The sequence below is a fragment of the Acinetobacter sp. Ac_5812 genome, assembly GCF_013072695.1.
Classification (GTDB): domain Bacteria; phylum Pseudomonadota; class Gammaproteobacteria; order Pseudomonadales; family Moraxellaceae; genus Acinetobacter.
Map to the genome: position 1 here is coordinate 859347 of NZ_LXUK01000022.1, position 17748 is coordinate 877094.

At 39.1% G+C, this 17748-nt stretch carries 19 protein-coding genes; 10 read left to right on the forward strand and 9 right to left on the reverse strand.

Going from position 1 to position 17748, the window contains the following annotated elements:
• The first annotated feature begins 65 nt into the window (after window positions 1-65).
• Complete coding sequence (gene putP, locus A7P55_RS17480) at window positions 66-1562, forward strand: sodium/proline symporter PutP (RefSeq protein WP_171553090.1); 1497 nt, start codon at window positions 66-68, stop codon at window positions 1560-1562.
• Between the two features lie 44 nt (window positions 1563-1606).
• Here putP and A7P55_RS17485 read toward each other — a convergent pair whose 3' ends face one another.
• Window positions 1607-2098, reverse strand: a complete 492-nt coding sequence (locus A7P55_RS17485; protein WP_004807694.1) for an Lrp/AsnC ligand binding domain-containing protein — start codon at window positions 2096-2098, stop codon at window positions 1607-1609.
• Between the two features lie 120 nt (window positions 2099-2218).
• Between A7P55_RS17485 and putA the strand changes: the two genes are divergently transcribed.
• From putA to A7P55_RS17505, 4 genes are all read left to right on the forward strand, one after another.
• On the forward strand, window positions 2219-5980 hold the full coding sequence (gene putA, locus A7P55_RS17490) for a trifunctional transcriptional regulator/proline dehydrogenase/L-glutamate gamma-semialdehyde dehydrogenase (protein WP_171553091.1): 3762 nt from the start codon (window positions 2219-2221) through the stop codon (window positions 5978-5980).
• Window positions 5981-6083: 103 nt separating this feature from the next.
• Entirely contained in the window at window positions 6084-6566 is a 483-nt protein-coding gene (locus A7P55_RS17495; protein ID WP_171553092.1) for a GrpB family protein, read from the forward strand.
• 82 nt (window positions 6567-6648) lie between these two features.
• Entirely contained in the window at window positions 6649-7734 is a 1086-nt protein-coding gene (gene trmA, locus A7P55_RS17500; RefSeq protein ID WP_171553093.1) for a tRNA (uridine(54)-C5)-methyltransferase TrmA, read from the forward strand.
• Between the two features lie 249 nt (window positions 7735-7983).
• Window positions 7984-8211 (forward strand): hypothetical protein, encoded by a 228-nt coding sequence (locus A7P55_RS17505; RefSeq protein WP_005152392.1) that lies wholly within the window; start codon window positions 7984-7986, stop codon window positions 8209-8211.
• A gap of 50 nt (window positions 8212-8261) precedes the next feature.
• Here A7P55_RS17505 and A7P55_RS17510 read toward each other — a convergent pair whose 3' ends face one another.
• Window positions 8262-8999, reverse strand: a complete 738-nt coding sequence (locus A7P55_RS17510) for a phosphodiester glycosidase family protein (protein WP_171553291.1) — start codon at window positions 8997-8999, stop codon at window positions 8262-8264.
• 165 nt (window positions 9000-9164) lie between these two features.
• On the opposite strand from A7P55_RS17510, the gene A7P55_RS17515 reads away from it, so the two are divergent.
• The 3 genes from A7P55_RS17515 (at window position 9165) to A7P55_RS17525 (ending at window position 11369) form a co-directional block, all read left to right on the forward strand.
• Window positions 9165-9698 carry a lecithin retinol acyltransferase family protein gene (locus A7P55_RS17515; RefSeq protein WP_171553094.1) on the forward strand — a complete coding sequence of 178 codons (534 nt, stop codon included), beginning with the start codon at window positions 9165-9167 and terminating at the stop codon, window positions 9696-9698.
• A 233-nt stretch (window positions 9699-9931) separates the two neighbouring features.
• Window positions 9932-10189, forward strand: coding sequence for a YjhX family toxin (locus A7P55_RS17520; RefSeq protein WP_004807702.1), 258 nt, complete (start codon window positions 9932-9934; stop codon window positions 10187-10189).
• Between the two features lie 112 nt (window positions 10190-10301).
• Entirely contained in the window at window positions 10302-11369 is a 1068-nt protein-coding gene (locus A7P55_RS17525) for a bifunctional HD family hydrolase/N-acetyltransferase (protein ID WP_171553095.1), read from the forward strand.
• 14 nt (window positions 11370-11383) lie between these two features.
• Here the strand turns inward: A7P55_RS17525 and A7P55_RS17530 are convergent, their stop codons facing one another.
• The 5 genes from A7P55_RS17530 to A7P55_RS17550 all read right to left on the reverse strand — a co-directional run bounded on the left by A7P55_RS17530 (window position 11384) and on the right by A7P55_RS17550 (window position 15069).
• Complete coding sequence (locus A7P55_RS17530) at window positions 11384-11983, reverse strand: hypothetical protein (protein ID WP_171553096.1); 600 nt, start codon at window positions 11981-11983, stop codon at window positions 11384-11386.
• Between the two features lie 58 nt (window positions 11984-12041).
• Entirely contained in the window at window positions 12042-12437 is a 396-nt protein-coding gene (locus A7P55_RS17535) for a hypothetical protein (protein WP_171553097.1), read from the reverse strand.
• A gap of 137 nt (window positions 12438-12574) precedes the next feature.
• Window positions 12575-13315, reverse strand: a complete 741-nt coding sequence (locus tag A7P55_RS17540; RefSeq protein ID WP_171553098.1) for a hypothetical protein — start codon at window positions 13313-13315, stop codon at window positions 12575-12577.
• Window positions 13316-14049: 734 nt separating this feature from the next.
• Window positions 14050-14601, reverse strand: coding sequence for a hypothetical protein (locus tag A7P55_RS17545; RefSeq protein ID WP_171553099.1), 552 nt, complete (start codon window positions 14599-14601; stop codon window positions 14050-14052).
• Between the two features lie 60 nt (window positions 14602-14661).
• Window positions 14662-15069 carry a hypothetical protein gene (locus A7P55_RS17550; RefSeq protein ID WP_171553100.1) on the reverse strand — a complete coding sequence of 136 codons (408 nt, stop codon included), beginning with the start codon at window positions 15067-15069 and terminating at the stop codon, window positions 14662-14664.
• A 134-nt stretch (window positions 15070-15203) separates the two neighbouring features.
• On the opposite strand from A7P55_RS17550, the gene A7P55_RS17555 reads away from it, so the two are divergent.
• A complete protein-coding gene (locus A7P55_RS17555; RefSeq protein WP_005316102.1) occupies window positions 15204-15881 on the forward strand; it encodes an XRE family transcriptional regulator in 678 nt (225 codons plus the stop codon).
• Window positions 15882-16004: 123 nt separating this feature from the next.
• On the opposite strand, the gene A7P55_RS17560 is transcribed toward A7P55_RS17555, so the two are convergent.
• The gene (locus A7P55_RS17560) at window positions 16005-16583 is read right to left on the reverse strand and encodes a YceI family protein (RefSeq protein ID WP_171548295.1); all 579 of its coding nucleotides are present in this window, start codon (window positions 16581-16583) and stop codon (window positions 16005-16007) included.
• Window positions 16584-16810: 227 nt separating this feature from the next.
• Here A7P55_RS17560 and A7P55_RS17565 point away from each other — a divergent pair, with 227 nt between their 5' ends.
• On the forward strand, window positions 16811-17221 hold the full coding sequence (locus A7P55_RS17565) for an OsmC family protein (RefSeq protein ID WP_171553101.1): 411 nt from the start codon (window positions 16811-16813) through the stop codon (window positions 17219-17221).
• A 13-nt stretch (window positions 17222-17234) separates the two neighbouring features.
• Here A7P55_RS17565 and A7P55_RS17570 read toward each other — a convergent pair whose 3' ends face one another.
• Window positions 17235-17735: a hypothetical protein gene (locus A7P55_RS17570; RefSeq protein WP_171553102.1), complete on the reverse strand. Its 501-nt coding sequence runs from the start codon at window positions 17733-17735 to the stop codon at window positions 17235-17237.
• Window positions 17736-17748 lie beyond the last annotated feature (13 nt).

Sequence of the window (17748 nt, forward strand, 5' to 3'; positions counted from 1 at the left end):
TCAATGATTTTTTAGCTATTCAGGTGTGATTGCAAATTATGGATATGTAAGGACAGGCATCCATTATGAATTTTTCTAATCCCACAGTTGTTGTATTCGTGGTATATATCCTGGCCATGCTTGGCATCGGTTTATACGCCTATTTTTCTACCAAAAACCTTGACGATTATATTCTTGGAGGCCGAAGTCTAGGCAGTTTTGTAACCGCTTTATCTGCGGGCGCATCAGACATGAGTGGTTGGTTACTCATGGGTTTACCTGGCGCTATTTACTTAACTGGCTTATCTGAATCGTGGATTGCCATCGGTTTAATTATTGGTGCATGGCTAAACTGGTATTTGGTTGCAGGACGTTTACGTGTACACACTGAAGTACAAAACAATGCCCTCACCTTACCAGATTATTTTACTGGTCGTTTTGACGATCAGAAGAAAATCCTACGCGTCACATCTGCATTGATTATTCTTGTTTTCTTTGCGATTTATTGTGCTTCTGGCATGGTCGCTGGTGCACGTTTATTCGAAACATTATTCCATTTGCCGTATAGCACAGCCTTATGGTTAGGTGCATTCGCAACCATTGGTTATGTGTGTATTGGTGGTTTCCTTGCAATCAGCTGGACTGATACTTTCCAAGCAGGCTTAATGATTTTTGCATTATTGCTGCTTCCAATCGTGACCTACATGTCTTTAGGCATTGGTATGGAAGAGTTTACTGCGGTTGTTGAAAGTGTACGTCCACATGCATTTGATTTTGCGACAAACTTAAGCGTTGTTGCGATTCTTTCTGCTGCAGCGTGGGGTCTTGGCTATTTTGGTCAACCACATATCCTTGTCCGCTTCATGGCCGCTGATTCAGTAAAATCAATTCCAGCTGCGCGCCGTATCGGTATGACCTGGATGATTCTATGTCTAGCTGGCGCAGTTGGTTCAGGCTTTATCGGTATCGCTTATTTCCAAATGCATCCTGAGTTTGCTGCTGCGGTAACGGCTAACCCTGAAACTGTATTTATGGAACTCACCAAAATTTTATTCAACCCTTGGGTTGTGGGTGTGATCCTTGCTGCTATTCTATCTGCAGTTATGAGTACACTAAGCTGCCAGCTTCTGGTTTGCTCTAGTGCTTTGACGGAAGATTTGTACAAAGGCTTTATCCGCAAAAATGCATCTCAAAAAGAACTGGTTTGGATTGGCCGTGCAATGGTACTTGCTGTTGCAATGCTTGCCCTTTCTCTTGCTCAAAACCCTGAGAGTAAAGTTCTTGGCTTAGTGGCTTATGCTTGGGCTGGTTTTGGTGCGGCATTTGGTCCATTAATTATTCTTTCATTGTTCTGGAAACGTATGACGTTAAACGGTGCATTGGTGGGTATGGTTGTTGGTGCTTTGACTGTAATCCTATGGAAAAACTTCTTCGGCTACACGGGTATCTATGAAATTATTCCAGGCTTCGTTTTTGCCTTGATCAGTATCGTTGTGGTGAGCTTACTTGGTAAGGCACCAAATGCAGCGGTAACAAGTCGTTTCGAACAAGCTGATGAAATCTATGCACGTGAAATGAAATAATTATGATAAAAAATTAAGGGGCTTTTGAGCCCCTTTTCTTTTGTCTAAAATTTTGTTTTTGATTTAATTTTTATTTTAGAGCTGTCTTTCACCACCTGCATGACTGGGTAGCTCCGTGTTTCCTTCACACCTGGGAGCTGCCATAAAATCTGCCCTGCAATACGGCGAAACTCCTCCATCCCCGCACTCCGCAGCTTAATCAAGAAATCAAAGCCACCACTGACCATATGGCATTCCACGATCTCAGGATATTGCGTCACCGCATCAATAAAATCATCCAATACATGGGGTGTAGTTTTATCCAGTAGCACCTCAACAAAGACTAAAAAGCTGGCATTCAGCTTATTCGGATTGAGTTTTGCCTCATATCCCAAAATAAATTCGTCCTTAGTCAGCTTCTGGACACGTGCCATCACCGCAGTCGGCGAGAGGTTCACTAATTCTGCCAATTTACTATTAGAAATTCTCCCATCTGCTTGAAGAATATCCAGAATTTTCAGATCAGTACGATCTAATGTATAAATAGGGCCATTCAACTGAATTTTCCTCTAAAAAATAAGTAAATTATAGTGAGTTACTCGGGATTCATTCTGTAATCATAAATTAACTAAACCTCTCTACTCAATATGTTCTAGAGATTGTTATTGGAATTTAGTATGAATACATTGGATACTCCCGCACAAATGGAAACAGCTCACATCGACGGTTATATTACCGAATTTAAAGAAAAAAGTGAGTTTGAGCAACGCATTAATACAGCTTGGCGACGTGCTGAGCCTGAAGCAGTCGCTGTACTTGCTGAAGCAGCAAACATTTCCCCTGATCTTGACCACAAAATTTATGAACTTGCATTTAGCCTAGCGCATAATTTACGTGAACGTAAAAGCTCGGCGGGTAAAGCTGGTATTGTTCAAGGTCTTCTACAAGAATTCTCACTTTCTTCACAGGAAGGTGTAGCGTTGATGTGTTTGGCTGAAGCTTTGCTTCGTATTCCAGATACAGCAACTCGTGATTTATTGATTCGCGACAAAATCAACCAAGGTAACTGGAAAGATCACGTTGGTCAAAGCAACCTGATGTTCGTAAATGCTGCTGCATGGGGCTTAATGTTAACTGGCAAGTTAATGGAAACACCGAAGCAAACCAGCTTATCGAGTGTTTTGACTGGTCTTTTAGCACGTAGTGGTCGCGGCATCATCCGTAAAGCGGTCGACGTTGCAATGCGTATGATGGGTGAGCAATTTGTTACGGGTGAAACCATCGAAGAAGCACTTGATCATGCAAAACCATTTGAACACAAAGGTTTCCGCTACTCATACGACATGTTGGGTGAAGCTGCACTGACTGAACATGATGCTGAGCGTTATTACAACGACTACACTCAGGCAATCCATGCCATTGGTAAAGCATCAAATGGCCGTGGCGTTTATGATGGCCCTGGTATCTCAATCAAGCTATCTGCTTTACATCCACGCTACCAACGTGCACAAATTGCGCGTGTTCATCACGAACTTTACAACAAAGTCTTCGAACTTGCGTGCTTGGCAAAACAATATGACATCGGTTTAAACATCGATGCTGAAGAGTCTGAACGTTTAGAAATTTCCCTCGAATTGCTTGAGCGTTTATGTTTTGAACCTAAGCTTGCTGACTGGAAAGGCATTGGCTTCGTTATTCAGGCTTATCAAAAGCGTTGTTTCTACGTTGTTGATTACATCGTTGACCTTGCAAAACGCAGTAACAAACGCCTGATGATCCGTTTGGTGAAAGGTGCATACTGGGACAGCGAAATCAAGAAAGCGCAAATTGATGGTATGACTGACTACCCTGTGTTTACCCGTAAAGTTCACACTGATTTGTCATATATCGCTTGTGCGAAAAAACTACTTGCTGCACCAGATCAAGTGTATCCGCAATTTGCGACACACAATGCGCAATCACTTGCCACAATCTACACCTTGGCTGATCCAAGCAAATACTATCCTGGTCAATACGAGTTCCAATGCTTGCATGGTATGGGCGAACCATTGTACGAACAAGTGGCTGGTTCTAAAGAAGATGGCAAGTTAGGTGTTCCATGCCGTGTTTACGCGCCTGTTGGTAACCATGAAACTTTACTTGCTTATTTAGTGCGTCGTTTACTTGAAAATGGTGCTAATACCTCATTCGTAAACCGTATTGCTGATAAGACTTTAAAAGTTGAAGACTTGATTCAGTCTCCAATCAAAGATATTCAAACTGCTGCGAAAGACGAAGGGCAGCTTGGCTTAAAACACCCTGCGATTCCACTTCCGCATGATCTTTACCCATTACGTCCAAACTCAAATGGCTTTGATCTAAATAACGATCAACCATTAACAGATCTTGATGCAACTGCACAAAAACTTCGTAACCACGTGTGGAAAAGTGCACCGTTACTTGGATTTGAATCAACAGTTCACGATCAAAGCAATGCGATTGCAATTACAAACCCAGCACAAAACAGTGAAGTTGTTGGTCATGTCAATGAAGCAACCAGCGCAGATGTACAACTGGCGCTAGAAGCAGCGGTACAAGCTGAACAAAGCTGGGCTGCAACAGATAAAGTAGAACGTGCTGCTTGCTTAAAACGCGCTGCTGACTTGATGGAAGCTCGCATTCAAGAGTTGATGGTATTGCTTTGCCGTGAAAGTGGTAAAACCTATGCCAATGCGATTGCTGAAGTACGTGAAGCAGTAGATTTCTTGCGTTATTACGCAACTCAAATCGAAGCATTACCTGTAAATGCGCAAGTCAAGCCATTAGGCACCGTATTGTGTATTAGCCCATGGAACTTCCCTCTTGCGATTTTCTCTGGTCAGATTGCAGCTGCATTGGTCAGTGGTAACTGTGTGATTGCCAAACCTGCTGAACAAACACCTTTAATTGCAGCTCAAGCAGTTCAAATGCTTTGGGAAGCTGGCGTACCACACGGCGTTGTTCAACTTCTTCCAGGCCGTGGTGAAACAGTCGGTGCGCAATTAAGCCAAGATGATCGCGTTCAAGGCATCATGTTCACAGGTTCGACTGAAGTTGCAAAAATCTTGCAAAAGACGGTTGCGAAACGCTTGTCTCCAAATGGTCAACCAATTCCGTTAATCGCGGAAACCGGTGGTCAAAATGCAATGATTGTCGATTCTTCTGCGCTGACTGAACAAGTCGTTCTCGATGTCGTTAGTTCTGCATTTGACAGTGCGGGTCAACGTTGTTCTGCACTTCGTATCTTATGTGTTCAAGAAGACAGCGCTGCAACCGTCATCAAAATGTTGAAAGGTGCAATGCAGCAGTTAATCGTAGGTCATCCTGCGATCTTAAAAACTGACATTGGCCCAGTGATTGATACTGAAGCAAAACAAACCATCGATACACACATTCAAAAGATGAAATCTAAGGGCTACCCTGTTCATCAATTGATGTTTAACGATGCAGTAAGCCAACAAGCACTTGCACAAGGTACCTTTGTTCCGCCAACAGCGATCGAATTACCAAATCTTGATGACTTAGAGCGCGAAGTATTTGGTCCTGTATTGCACATCATCACTTATAAGTACGGTGAACTTGAGCAATTGATCGACCGTATCAATGCCAAAGGCTATGGCTTAACCATGGGTCTACACACACGTATTGATGAAACCATTAATACCGTGATCCAACGTGCTGAGGTGGGTAACTTATATATCAACCGCAACATCGTTGGTGCTGTTGTAGGCGTTCAACCATTTGGTGGTGAAGGCTTATCGGGTACGGGTCCGAAAGCAGGTGGTCCGCTTTATATGTACCGCTTGATGGAACATTGTTCAGAGAAAGTATTGGCAACCCCATTTGCGGTGAAAGCTGAAATCTCTAACTTTGATGCTGTGTCAAATGTTGCTTATCAAAGCTTATTGGCTTGGGCGAATCAAAACATGCCTCAAGCAATTCCAACGATTCCAGCATTTGGTGTAGGTAAGTTCTACGAGTTGCAAGGCCCTACTGGTGAAAGCAACCAATACATTATCTTACCTCGTCATCGTGTGCTTTCGATTGCGAATGATGAAGCAAGCCAGTTACAGCAATTACTTGCGATTTTCTCAGTTAGCAGTACTGCGGCTGTGTTGAAAGACAATGCGTTCTTGGCAAAACACAAAGCGTCTTTACCAAAAGATGTTTTAGATGCAATCACTGTGATTTCAAGTGTAGAAAAAGATGCGTTTGATGCAGTGCTTCATCATGGTTCTGTTGAACAGTTGCAAGATTTGCAAACCAAAGTTGCGAATCGTTCAGGTGCGATTGTCGGGATTACCCAGTTACAAGCAAATGAACAAATTCCTTTGGAACGCCTAGTCATTGAACGAGCAATTAGCGTAAACACTGCAGCAGCAGGTGGTAATGCGAGTTTAATGACTTTATCTGAGGACTAATTTTCAGTCTTCTATCTCCTAACCCGAATCATGTTTACATGGTTCGGGTTTTTTATTATTTTCTAAATCATCTTATTCCTATTATAAAAATGAGACCATTTATATGCATTTTTTATCAGCTGCTGAATATCAACCCAACTGCGCTCAGCTTTTTGACGATTATAAAAATAAGATCCAGCCGCTCATCCCTTTTGCCGTTATTGAGCATATTGGTTCATCTGCCATTCCCAATGCAATTTCAAAAGGTGATCTTGATATTTATATCGAAGTCCCCGCTCATCGCTTCATTGACGCTATTCAGCAATTACAACAGCTTAACTTTAAAGAAAAACTTGATACATTGCGTACCCATGAGCTATGCATGTTGGAATCGTTAGAACATGATGTCGCCTTACAAATCGTGGTGACAGGTTCAGAATTTTGCAATTTCATCACCTTTCGTGATCTATTAAGAAATTCACCTAGCCTGACCCAACAATATAATCAGCTCAAACAAAGATGTGTTGGCTTATCACAAGACCAATATCGGGAAATTAAAGCAGATTTTATCCGATCTGTACTCTCTATCGACGCAGCATCTAAATAAGTGAATGTCATAATTTCCTGCACCTTGGCACGCTTTTTTTGATACCATTCCCGTTTAGATTTCACCTGTAGTTTTCTTTTTTATGACCATATCTTACCAACAGCAACTTCAAGAGAAAGTTGAACGTATTACCACACAGTTTGCATCGTTCAATCCACCAGCTTTAGAAGTGTTTCAATCGCCTGAACAACATTTCCGTATGCGTGCAGAATTTCGTATCTGGCATACCGAAGATGATTTGTTCTATGCCATGTTTGAACGTGCTGAAGATGGAAAACAAAAAGAAGTTATCCGCGTGGATGAGTTTCCGATTGCGGATCAAAGCATCAATGACTTGATGCCACGTCTATTAGATGAATTAAAAGCAGTTCCTATTTTATCGCAACGTGTTTTCGAAGCAGACTTTCTCTCAACCTTAAGTGGAGAGATGTTAGTCACCCTGATTTATCACCGTAAATTAGATGCTGAATGGGAAACAGCGGCTAAAGCGTTAGCTGAAAAACTGAATATTAAAATCATGGGGCGTAGCCGTGGCCAGAAAGTGATTATTGGCGATGATTATGTGGTTGAACAACTGAATGTTCACGGTCGCAAGTTTAAGTACAAACAAATTGAAAGCAGCTTTACCCAGCCTAATGCGCAAGTGTGTCAACATATGTTGGAATGGGCTTGTGATGCTGCACAAAAGTCCGAAAAAGACCTTTTAGAATTGTATTGTGGTAACGGTAACTTTACTTTGCCACTCTCTTTGAAATTTAAGCGTGTCCTCGCAACTGAACTTGCTAAATCTTCAGTCTACGCAGCGCAATGGAACATTGAGCAAAACCAGATTGAGAATATTCAAGTTGCGCGTTTATCTGCCGAAGAGTTTACTCAGGCATATCAAGGTGAACGTGAATTTAGGCGTTTACAAGAAGCTGAAATCGACATTCAAAGCTACGACTTTGACACGGTTTTTGTTGATCCACCGCGTGCTGGCATTGATGATGAAACGCTTAAACTATTACAAGGTTTTGAGCGCATTCTCTATATTTCATGCAACCCAGATACCCTGCATGACAACTTAAAAACACTTAGTCAGACCCATCGAATTGTGAAGTTCGCAATGTTCGATCAATTCCCTTTTACCCATCATATAGAGTCAGGGGTTTTGCTCGAAAAGATTTAAACAAATTATTTCAATGTAACAATATTAAATAAAGGGTTCCAGTAACCCTTTATTTTTATTCAAACTATATTTATAAAAAAATGATATTTTTCAAAGATCAAGTCATTCAAATGTCATAATTTCGTTAGACATTCAAAGGCTCATCGAAAAAATTGAAGTTCAACTGCTGCTTTTATCACTTAAGCTGACTTGTATTTTATTTTAAAGCGGCTATATTTCGAGCTATGTTAGGTTGTATATGAAGGCTCTATGAGTTTTTGGCAAAAACTGTTCAATGCAGATGAACAATATAACGAACACAAGAACCAGACTTCTTGCGTTGAAAATGATTGTTCATGCAAAACCAATGAACAACTGTTGGATGCTTTAGTTAAAGCAACAGATGAAGATGTGATTAAGGGCATCAAAAAAGTACTGATTTCTCGAGGTTACAGCCGCAAAGAATTACTTGCGATGATCAACCCTCCAATCCAATAAAAATAAGCCCACCCTAATCTCTTTCTATCAAGAGATTAGGGTTATCAGTATTACTTACACTTCTCTCTATTCACTTCTGCCACAATTGGTCCTAAGTTAAAATTTTTATCATGTCGTTTAATTTGTGCTGAATACAAACTAGAAATCGAACCATCCAAATACAGAGCATTGTCGATTTTCAATTGTTGCTTAAAAAACTGGGCAAATTGATAAAAACTGACGCGTTGTTGTGAAATCACAAAATACAACTGATTACCTTTAACACCAACCCCATTTCTAATTTTTAATGAATTCGAGTCAGCGAGAAACTGGCTGTTAATTTTCCCCTGATAGACCAACATTGGCCCTGACTGTGTTGCAAATTTTGCTTTAAATTGATCATGCTTATAATCAGCAGTGCTTTTAATCACAGCATGATGATCATTCCAAGCAACGACGCCATTAGGCTGCATAAAGAAATTACCAAAGCCCTTTGCGACATTGAGCTTAGCCAACTCCTTGCCATTTTCGATATACAAGCCTACGGGTTGAAAATCTGCATGATACATTCCTGCATTCATTGCAAAATTGAGCTTCTCACAAGCAGGTAGCGCTTTTTGGATAGCTGCAAACTTCTGATAATAACGATTGCTCTGAGGTTGCTTTAAAAATAGTTGCAACTGATTGAGATGCTCAACTTTAATCACATCATAATTTTGCTGATTCAATTGCAAGGTTTCATGCTGCATCGCATGTACAATCGAACTCGCTAAAAATGCAGATGTTAGGAAAAACCATTTTTTAATCATAAATACGAAGTTTAAGCATGGATTTGCTTCATTGTCCCATAGCAACGCATACCACAAAATAGCAGATACAAACGCCAAACATAATCATGAACTTGATGCTGCAAATAGGCTCGATTGATTCACATTTTTTCACTAAAATACGAGTATAAACATCATAGTATCGACATGCAGCAAAAACACCCACGCTATTCGATTGGCGCTCACCTCATCGTAAAACACTTTGGCTATAGCCATCATGGTATTTATGCAGGTCGTGGACGGGTTATTCATTATTCTGGGTTTGCTCATATTTTTAAAAAGCATCCCATTGAAATGACGTCTATCCAGCGTTTTGCCCGTGGTAAGCCAATTTATACGAGACATTATCAATCCCCACGCTACAAAGCCAAAGCTGTTGTAAAGCGTATGCGCTCACGCATGCATGAAAATCACTACCACCTCATTATTAATAACTGTGAGCATTTATGCACATGGGCAATTACAGGAATTGAATCCAGTACTCAAGTTGAACGTATGCAGCGCCGTCTAGCAACCATAGGTTACGTTAGCTCTGTAATGAGCTATATGAATAGCCTAATGCTCACCGTTGCCACCGCATGTTTTGCCATCGTGTTATACATTAAAGTTATGCTACGTCGGCAAGCAAAGAAATCTGTACCCGCCTACTTACGTCTCAAAGAAAAACGACCGAAAAAATAAGATTTGACTCTGCTTCAAAATGTTATCTTTCACGCAATTATTGCTTTTTAATTTATCTTGCTTTAGTATTTCTAGTGATACACATCGTATCGCATCTATATCGAGGGTTTTATGTTGGAGATAGCAGTAATCTGGTAACTACATTTCAATCACATATTGAAATTGGTTATCTTCGCGATTTTTTTGGCTTCAAGCCTAACTTTGCTTCTGATTACTTATATCTGGATAACAACATGAACTTATCTAAGTCCGAACAACGGACACTTCACGTCTTGGCTAAAGGCGGAAAAATCGTAAAACTTCGCAATGACGCTGGTCAAACCATCGCTGTAGAATGCTATAGCCGAGAAGGTTTCTTATTATCTGATTGCAACCTTGACGTTTTTAATAAGCTAAGAAAGAAAAGACTGATCAAATCCTGTAATGGGCAGCCCTATCAAATTAATCTACATGGGCTTAGATCTGTACGTCCTCAGTTAGACAATCGTTAACAAACAATCATTGGGTTTGGATAAACCCATGATTGGTCTTAGCTATGTCTATCCTACTGTTAGGTCAATCGGGTCTATCCAAATTATATATGGTTTATTTTTGAGAAAGAAAATGGAACTAAACCTAATTCAAAATCGCTTAACATTTTTACGTGAAGCGGAAAAATTAAAAAATATGACTCGCTTTTCGCATACATCGAATGGCCGTCAGGAAAGTACCGCAGAACACAGCTGGCGTTTATGCTTAATGGCGGTAGTTTTTGCAGATCAATTTAAAGACATTGATTTGGAGAAATTACTAAAAATGTGCTTAATTCATGACCTTGGCGAAGCCATTCATGGTGATATTCCAGCCATTCTGAAAGATCATTTTCCAGCTAAGAATCAGCAGGAAAAGCAGGATCTTTATCAATTAACCGAATGTTTAGATGATCAACCTCAAATGTTGATTCGATCACTTTGGCAAGAATATGAAGATGCAGCAACACCAGAAGCAAAAATCGTCAAGGCATTAGATAAATTAGAAACGATCCTTCAACACAATCAAGGAATCAACTCACCTGATTTTAATTATGAATTTAACTTAAGTTATGGAGAGAAATATACAAATGACGCTCCATTACTTAAACAAATTCGTGCAATTTTAGATCAGGAAACACAAGAGAAAATGAAGATGAATATACACATTCGCGATGAAAATCCATCTGACATTGAGAGCATTTTTGATTTAACCAAAGCTGCTTTTGCAACAGAACAACATTCAAGCCATACCGAGCAATTTATTGTGAATGCCCTACGCAATTCCAATCAGCTTACGCTTTCCCTAGTCGCGGATTGTAACAATAAGATTATAGGTCATATTGCCTTTTCACCCGTGCAGATTTCTGATGGCACAACAGGTTGGTATGGACTTGGTCCGATCTCGGTACTTCCAGAATATCAAGGTCAAGGAGTAGGTTCTAAACTGATGCATGCTGGTATCGAAGCGCTTAAAGATTTAGATGCAGTTGGTTGCGTTCTACTTGGTGAGCCACAGTATTACAGCCGATTCGGTTTTAAAGCAGACTCAAGGCTGATGTTAGCTGGTGTGCCTGCCGAATATTTTCAGATCTTGCCTTTTACAGAGCATGTACCAACAGGCGAAGTAATTTATGCAGATGCATTTAATGCCACGGCATAAGGTCTCAGACTAAATCACATTAAAATAGAAGTTCGTATCGAATCGGTATGAGCTTCTATTCTCTCAACAAAAAAAATCGTGACTTCAGAAGCGTGCAAGACTGCCTCAAATGTCTCTGCATACCCTGCAATCAACTCTGCTTTATCCGTTCCATTAATGATTCGCCGAGCATCTATGTAATCTTTCTTGTTTTGATAGATGTAATCAGACAATTTCTTACCCGTAAACATGCCCTTTTTCATTCCAACAATCATGACACGGGCTGCAATATCCGCTTGTAGGGCCAGTTTCGGATTTTTCACTAAATCAATTTTTAAGTAATCCCCCATTCGCTTATAGTTTGCCAACCATGTCAGTTGGACATAGCCATAGCCGATATAGGGATAATATTGCTTAGACTTTAGATATTTTTCTGAACCATATTCAATCACGGGTTGCATGGTTTTAGCCGTTTCGTGCCAAGCCGTTGCCAAGATATAAGCAGCTTGGACAGATGTGATTGTCCCATCTTCATCAAGCACTGAAATCAGGAAATTGATTCCATCGACTTGAGACTGAGTTAATTTTCCAAATGTATGGCGCAAAATATCAAAACCGTCTTGTGTTATTTTCATGTCATTTTCCTCTTTATAATAAAAAACCGCCCGAAGGCGGCATTGAATTGTTTTTTCTTTAGAATTTGTCTTTAAAGTCTTTCACCTCTTTTGCTACATCCAAGATGGTTGAATCTTCTCGTGCATTAATATAATTAAAGGTCCAACGAATAATCGCCCATACCGGCAAACCACAAAGGAAGTACAGACCTCCCAAGGCAAATGCGCCATATGGGTTTTGACTCCACTCTTGCAAGCCAAAATGCTGAATCACAAAAGCACCTCCTGCAATACTGCCAACGGCTGTTGAAATGAGTGAAACCACCCATTCACGTCGAGACTTAGGTAGCCGCGTCATAATCACAACCATCCAAGCCAAAAACATAAAAGTGAGTGCCATTATGACAATAAAAAAAACTCCATAAGATTTAATTACGGCTGCAATCCCTGCACCCGTTGAAACGAACTCTGTCATTATTTTTCCTCCATAAATAGAAAGGCCCTAACATATGCAAGTTAAGGCCTAGATTGACATTTTAAGCAAAACCACATAGCGGACTACTCTCAATTCATTGTGATCACCATCACTTAATTATTTAATTTAAATTCATACTATTGCGGAAAATGAGTGATCTCTCTTTGCTGAGCATGAAACTGTACAAAATCACCTGCGTTCACTTGTAAGCCCAAGATTTCACCTTTACTGGTTAAGTGATAATAGATATTGTCTTCAAGCGCTAATGGCATTTTATAATCCAGACTGACATAGGCCTCTCGCAGATCAAAATCGAGTTGCTTTAAATCCTCTTGTGCGACAATGTGATAATACTTCGGCAATTTTAGGGAATTGGTTGAATGCCACTCTCCAACAAGTTCATAGTCAACATAGACCTTCATCGATTGAGAACCAGTAATCTCAAAGGTCACAATTGGGTTTTCTGAGGGATTATCTTCAATAAAAGTGACGTTATTCAGACTATTATATTCGCCCAAAGTCACCACAAATTTATCATCTAAAAAATAGCTATGAATGACAAATCCACGCTCAACTTGATTTAACTTCACCTGATGTTCAGGTTGCTGATCCACACCTAAAATGACAATTGATCGATGTGTTGTATTTGCGCTGCTAAAAGAAAATTGACCTCTCTGTGCTTGGAAATAAGCAGATAAAGATAGTTGGCACGTATCCTTCACTTTGACAGAACCTAATTGAGCATTCCCTTCAAAATATGCAGTCTCTATGAGATCAGCTGTTGTTCGCATAATCGCAGGCACGATCTCGGCATAAGAAAGAATATCTAAGTGTTTGATAGAGAAAGCGCCCTGCATCATTTTATTTGTACAATTCATTTTAATCACCTTAAGTTATTTTCGGCTTTAAGCCGCTATCAATAGACAGCAGCTGACAATCCGTAGATATAAAAAAACTCGGCCTCTATAAGAAACCGAGTTTTTAGGCAATAAAAAAGCCCATTTATCAAATGAGCTTTTTAATTATGATCGAAAATTTTACATTACGACCAGCATAATAAAACTATAACTTAGTTTCCTCAAAAATGGAATCATTAAATCACTATCTCTTTGTAAGTATTTCTTTCCTTAACCCCATTAAAATCAACGTATGAATACTAAAATTAATCACTACAATTAAAGTTCAGTCATTGAATCATTTGTATATTCTTTTAATATTTTTCTTATTTAGAATTAAAAAGGTTTACACAATATTTGTAGCTTTCCACTTTACTTACATGCCCACCGACATGGACACATGAGCAAAAATTTTCCATCTGATTGTATTTTATTGATTTATGTACATCAACACCATAGCATCTAGAATCTAATCGAACAGGCTTTCTCGAAAAAAATAAATTCGAGCTATACATTGAATAAAAAATTCCACCACAGACAATAAAGATTAAATCCAAAATGGATAAATATTTTTTAACATTAATAGCCTCCTTATTCTTAGATAGATTTACTTTACCTACATATTAAAAGCCCATATTATAATGAGCTTTTAATAAAGAATATTTAAACAATAAAATTAGAATAAATATGAAACTAATAATTATATCTATAAAATATCACACCTTCATTATCTTATAAGTATTTATTCTATATTTTTCTATTGCTATTTCTGCTTCTTGAATTGCAGTTTCAAGCACATTTATTAGTTTAATCTCGTAACCTTTCCATGTCTTTCTATAACAATCGACACTCATCTGATGCCGACTAATACCCGCATAGGCTAACCGCCCTTTGGCTGTATAATTTTCCTCCAAATCTGGATCTAAAACAAAATCCAACACCATCCGTGATATCAACTCTGCCAAATGGAACATTGCAATACGTTCTGGCTCGCGCTTTTTATCTCGTACGGCTTGTTCAATAAATACTTTAGCCAAATACTGACGGACACCGTCATAGTCTTGCTTGCTTTTATGTTCGAACACAATCAATGCGGTAACCGACTTTGCCAATTGACTTTGCATTGAGGCAATCACCCCTAAACGATCCTCATAATTCAATACCCTCTCACCTGTACCACGCACAAAAGGTTCTAAATTTGGCGAACGCAAGCTTAGCCCCTGCATTAACCATTCAAATTTTTCAAATTTTGCTACATTTGCATTCATAGCTTCACCTCGTACTGATTTATATATTCTGTAATTTAACGATTATTCTTTTAGGCGCGTTTAGTGATACTTTTCTCTCGCTTCAACAATCTTCATGGCCTGATGAATTTCTTCAAATCGAGCTTTTGCACATGGCCGAGTTGCACTTTTGATTTGAGAAATATAACTATGTGCACAACCTAGAATCTGCACCAATGCTTTTGCTCGTCCCTTGTGCGCATCCAGCCACTGGCTGAACATCTGAATTTGAACTCCTGTTGCTTGATTAGCGGCTCGTTCAATTTTCTTTAATTCTTTTTGGGTTTTTTCTGGTGATACAAACTTAACAATATGACTTGGTCTTGCTTTCAAGCGCTGCTCATATGTATTTTGAATCTTTGTGATTACATTGCCTTGTGCCAACCATGCTTCAATTTCCGCATCAAGATTTTGCTTAATATGCATGTTTGGATTGATTGCCTTGTTCATGCCGCACCTCCAGCATTTAGCCTAATGAATAAGACAATTATATTAGCAAACTAATATTAAATCAATAAGAATACTAATTTGACTTCACATTAGCTTGCTAATATTCTTAATTTATTGATTTAAGGTGCATTAAAATGCTTAAAGATCGGCTCAAAGAAGCAAGAAAAAAAGCCAAGAAGTCTCAAAAAGACGTGGTTGCTGCTGTTGGCATTACACAATCTGCTCTCAGCCAGCTTGAAACAGGACTGGTAAGCTCATCATCACATTTGCCTTCGATTGCTAATTTTCTAGGTGTGGATGCTTATTGGTTACAAACGGGTCAAGGGCATGCCACACCGAAAGAATCTGGTCATGAAGATACTTCCAATATCTCCCCTGTAAAAGCCAATATGGCGCCAGTGCTCTCCTGGGTCCAAGCGGGGGTTTTTACCAATGTGGAATCCGTTGATATCACACAAGTTGAAGAATGGCTGCCATTGCCAGATGATTGCGATCACTGCTTCTATTTAAAAGTACAAGGTCTCAGTAATTATCCTGTCTTTCATGAGGGCGATTACATCTTGGTTGATCCAACCGTGCAATATAGCGATATGCAGTCAGGTGACATGATTGTGGTGAGAAAGCATGAAGATGCAACATTTAAGCGTCTAGTGATCGAAACTGATAATTCAAGATACTTGCAAGCACTCAATCCTGAATTCAAACCTAATATCATTCCATTGGATGAAGAGTGTATTTTTGTCGGTGAAGTGGTCGATTCCATTCGCTATATCTACCAATCCAAACGCAGATCCAAAATAAAACATAGCTAATTTTCAAGAGATTAATTATTAGTATTCTTATTTTAAATTAATATTAGGATATTAATAATATCTGACCATCACAATCATAAAAAAGCCTAGATCATGGTCTAGGCTTTTTTATTCAATAAGATATTACTTCGCAGCAGTTGCTTCAGTTGTAATATTCACAGTGATCTTGTCACCAACATTGGGTACGTAGTTGCCGATCCCAAATGCAGAACGGTTAAAGCTTGTTGTTGCATTAAAACCAATTGCAGGTACTTTCGCCATTGGATGCTCGCCTTGCTTATTCAGTACAGCATCTAATACTACAGGTTTAGTTACACCTTTAACCGTTAAATCACCTGTAATTTTGAAGTGTTTCTTGTCTTTGGTTTCTACTTTAGTACTTTTGAAGGTAATGTTTGGATATTTCGCAGCATTAAACCAAGCTTCTTCTTGGAACTCTTTATCCAAAGCAGCAACATTGGTATTTACACTGCTTAAAGGAATCGTCACTTCTACTGATGAATTTGCAGGTTTTGCAGTATCAACTTTAATTGTCCCTTGAATATCTGTGAAATTTGCACTTGGTGTAGAGAAACCAAAGTGATTCCAGCTGAATACGGTCGCAGTATGCGTTGGGTCAATTTTATAGTCGACTGGCGCAGCCAATGCTACCGAACTAGCTAAAGCGACTGCTAAACCGAGGCTTAATGTTTTAAATTGCATTTTTCGTATCCTTGTTTGATATAGTGATTAGTGTATAGATCAAGTATTTTTATTCACTAGTCTTTATAAAACGATATGTTTCACCAGTGCAACAATAAAAGCGTTACAGCACTTATCAAAAATCAATATCATAAGACCATTCGATACTAGACAATTGATCGGCAAGATCACATGATCAATGGGTATATTTTGATTTAGATACTTCACGATAAACAACAAGGTAAAACATGACACATACAGCACAAGCACTCAGCACATCTACACCTTATCGCGTTACGTTGACAGACCCTGCTGGCCATACTTGGTATGCAGATGAACCTGCAGATAAAGGTGGTCAAGATACTGCACCGAATCCAGTTCAGCTTTTACTTTCGGCTTTAGGTGCCTGCACCACGATTACTCTAGAAATGTATGCCAAACATAAAGGAATCAAACTTGATCATGTTCATGTCGATTTAGCCTTAAATCCGAATGGTGAACCGGAATCAGGACAAAACAATATTGAACGTAAAATTATCCTAAAAGGTGAATTTACCGAAGATCAGCATAAACGTTTATTAAAAGTCGCCGAAAGTTGCCCGATTCATAAGTTATTGACGTCAAATATTTCAATTCAGAGTGAATTAAGTATTGGATGAGTGACCTATTACATTAAATTTCAATTACATCCGTATACCATTCCAATGAGCCACTCATCGAAATATCTATTGCTAGGTCGACAATATTTGTGAGCTCATTTGGAATAAATGAATATAAATTTTCTCCATCGAAATGAATCCAAAACTCAGGTGGTGGTGTATCACAACCATCTATAAACCGACCTGTTTCCCTCTCAGCTAAACAGTCAAACATTGATGAGTGCACATCAAATACTAATATTTTGCCCTTTAACTTCGCCCAACTGGGCATGTCATGACATTTAACTCGAGCTTGAATAGCCTCTTCAAAATAGGCTTGCATACGATAATTATAATCGCCACCAAATGCTGGGTCACCATTTTCATTTTTGAAACTTTCCTGTAATGCGCGAAATAAAAAATTATATTGTGCACACTGCCAAAACATTTCTTTTTTATTCAAATTTTCCAAATACCAATATTTAATATCATCTAATATTTCATCAAAAGCATGAAGTTCGAATTCTTTTTTCATCACAACACCTTAA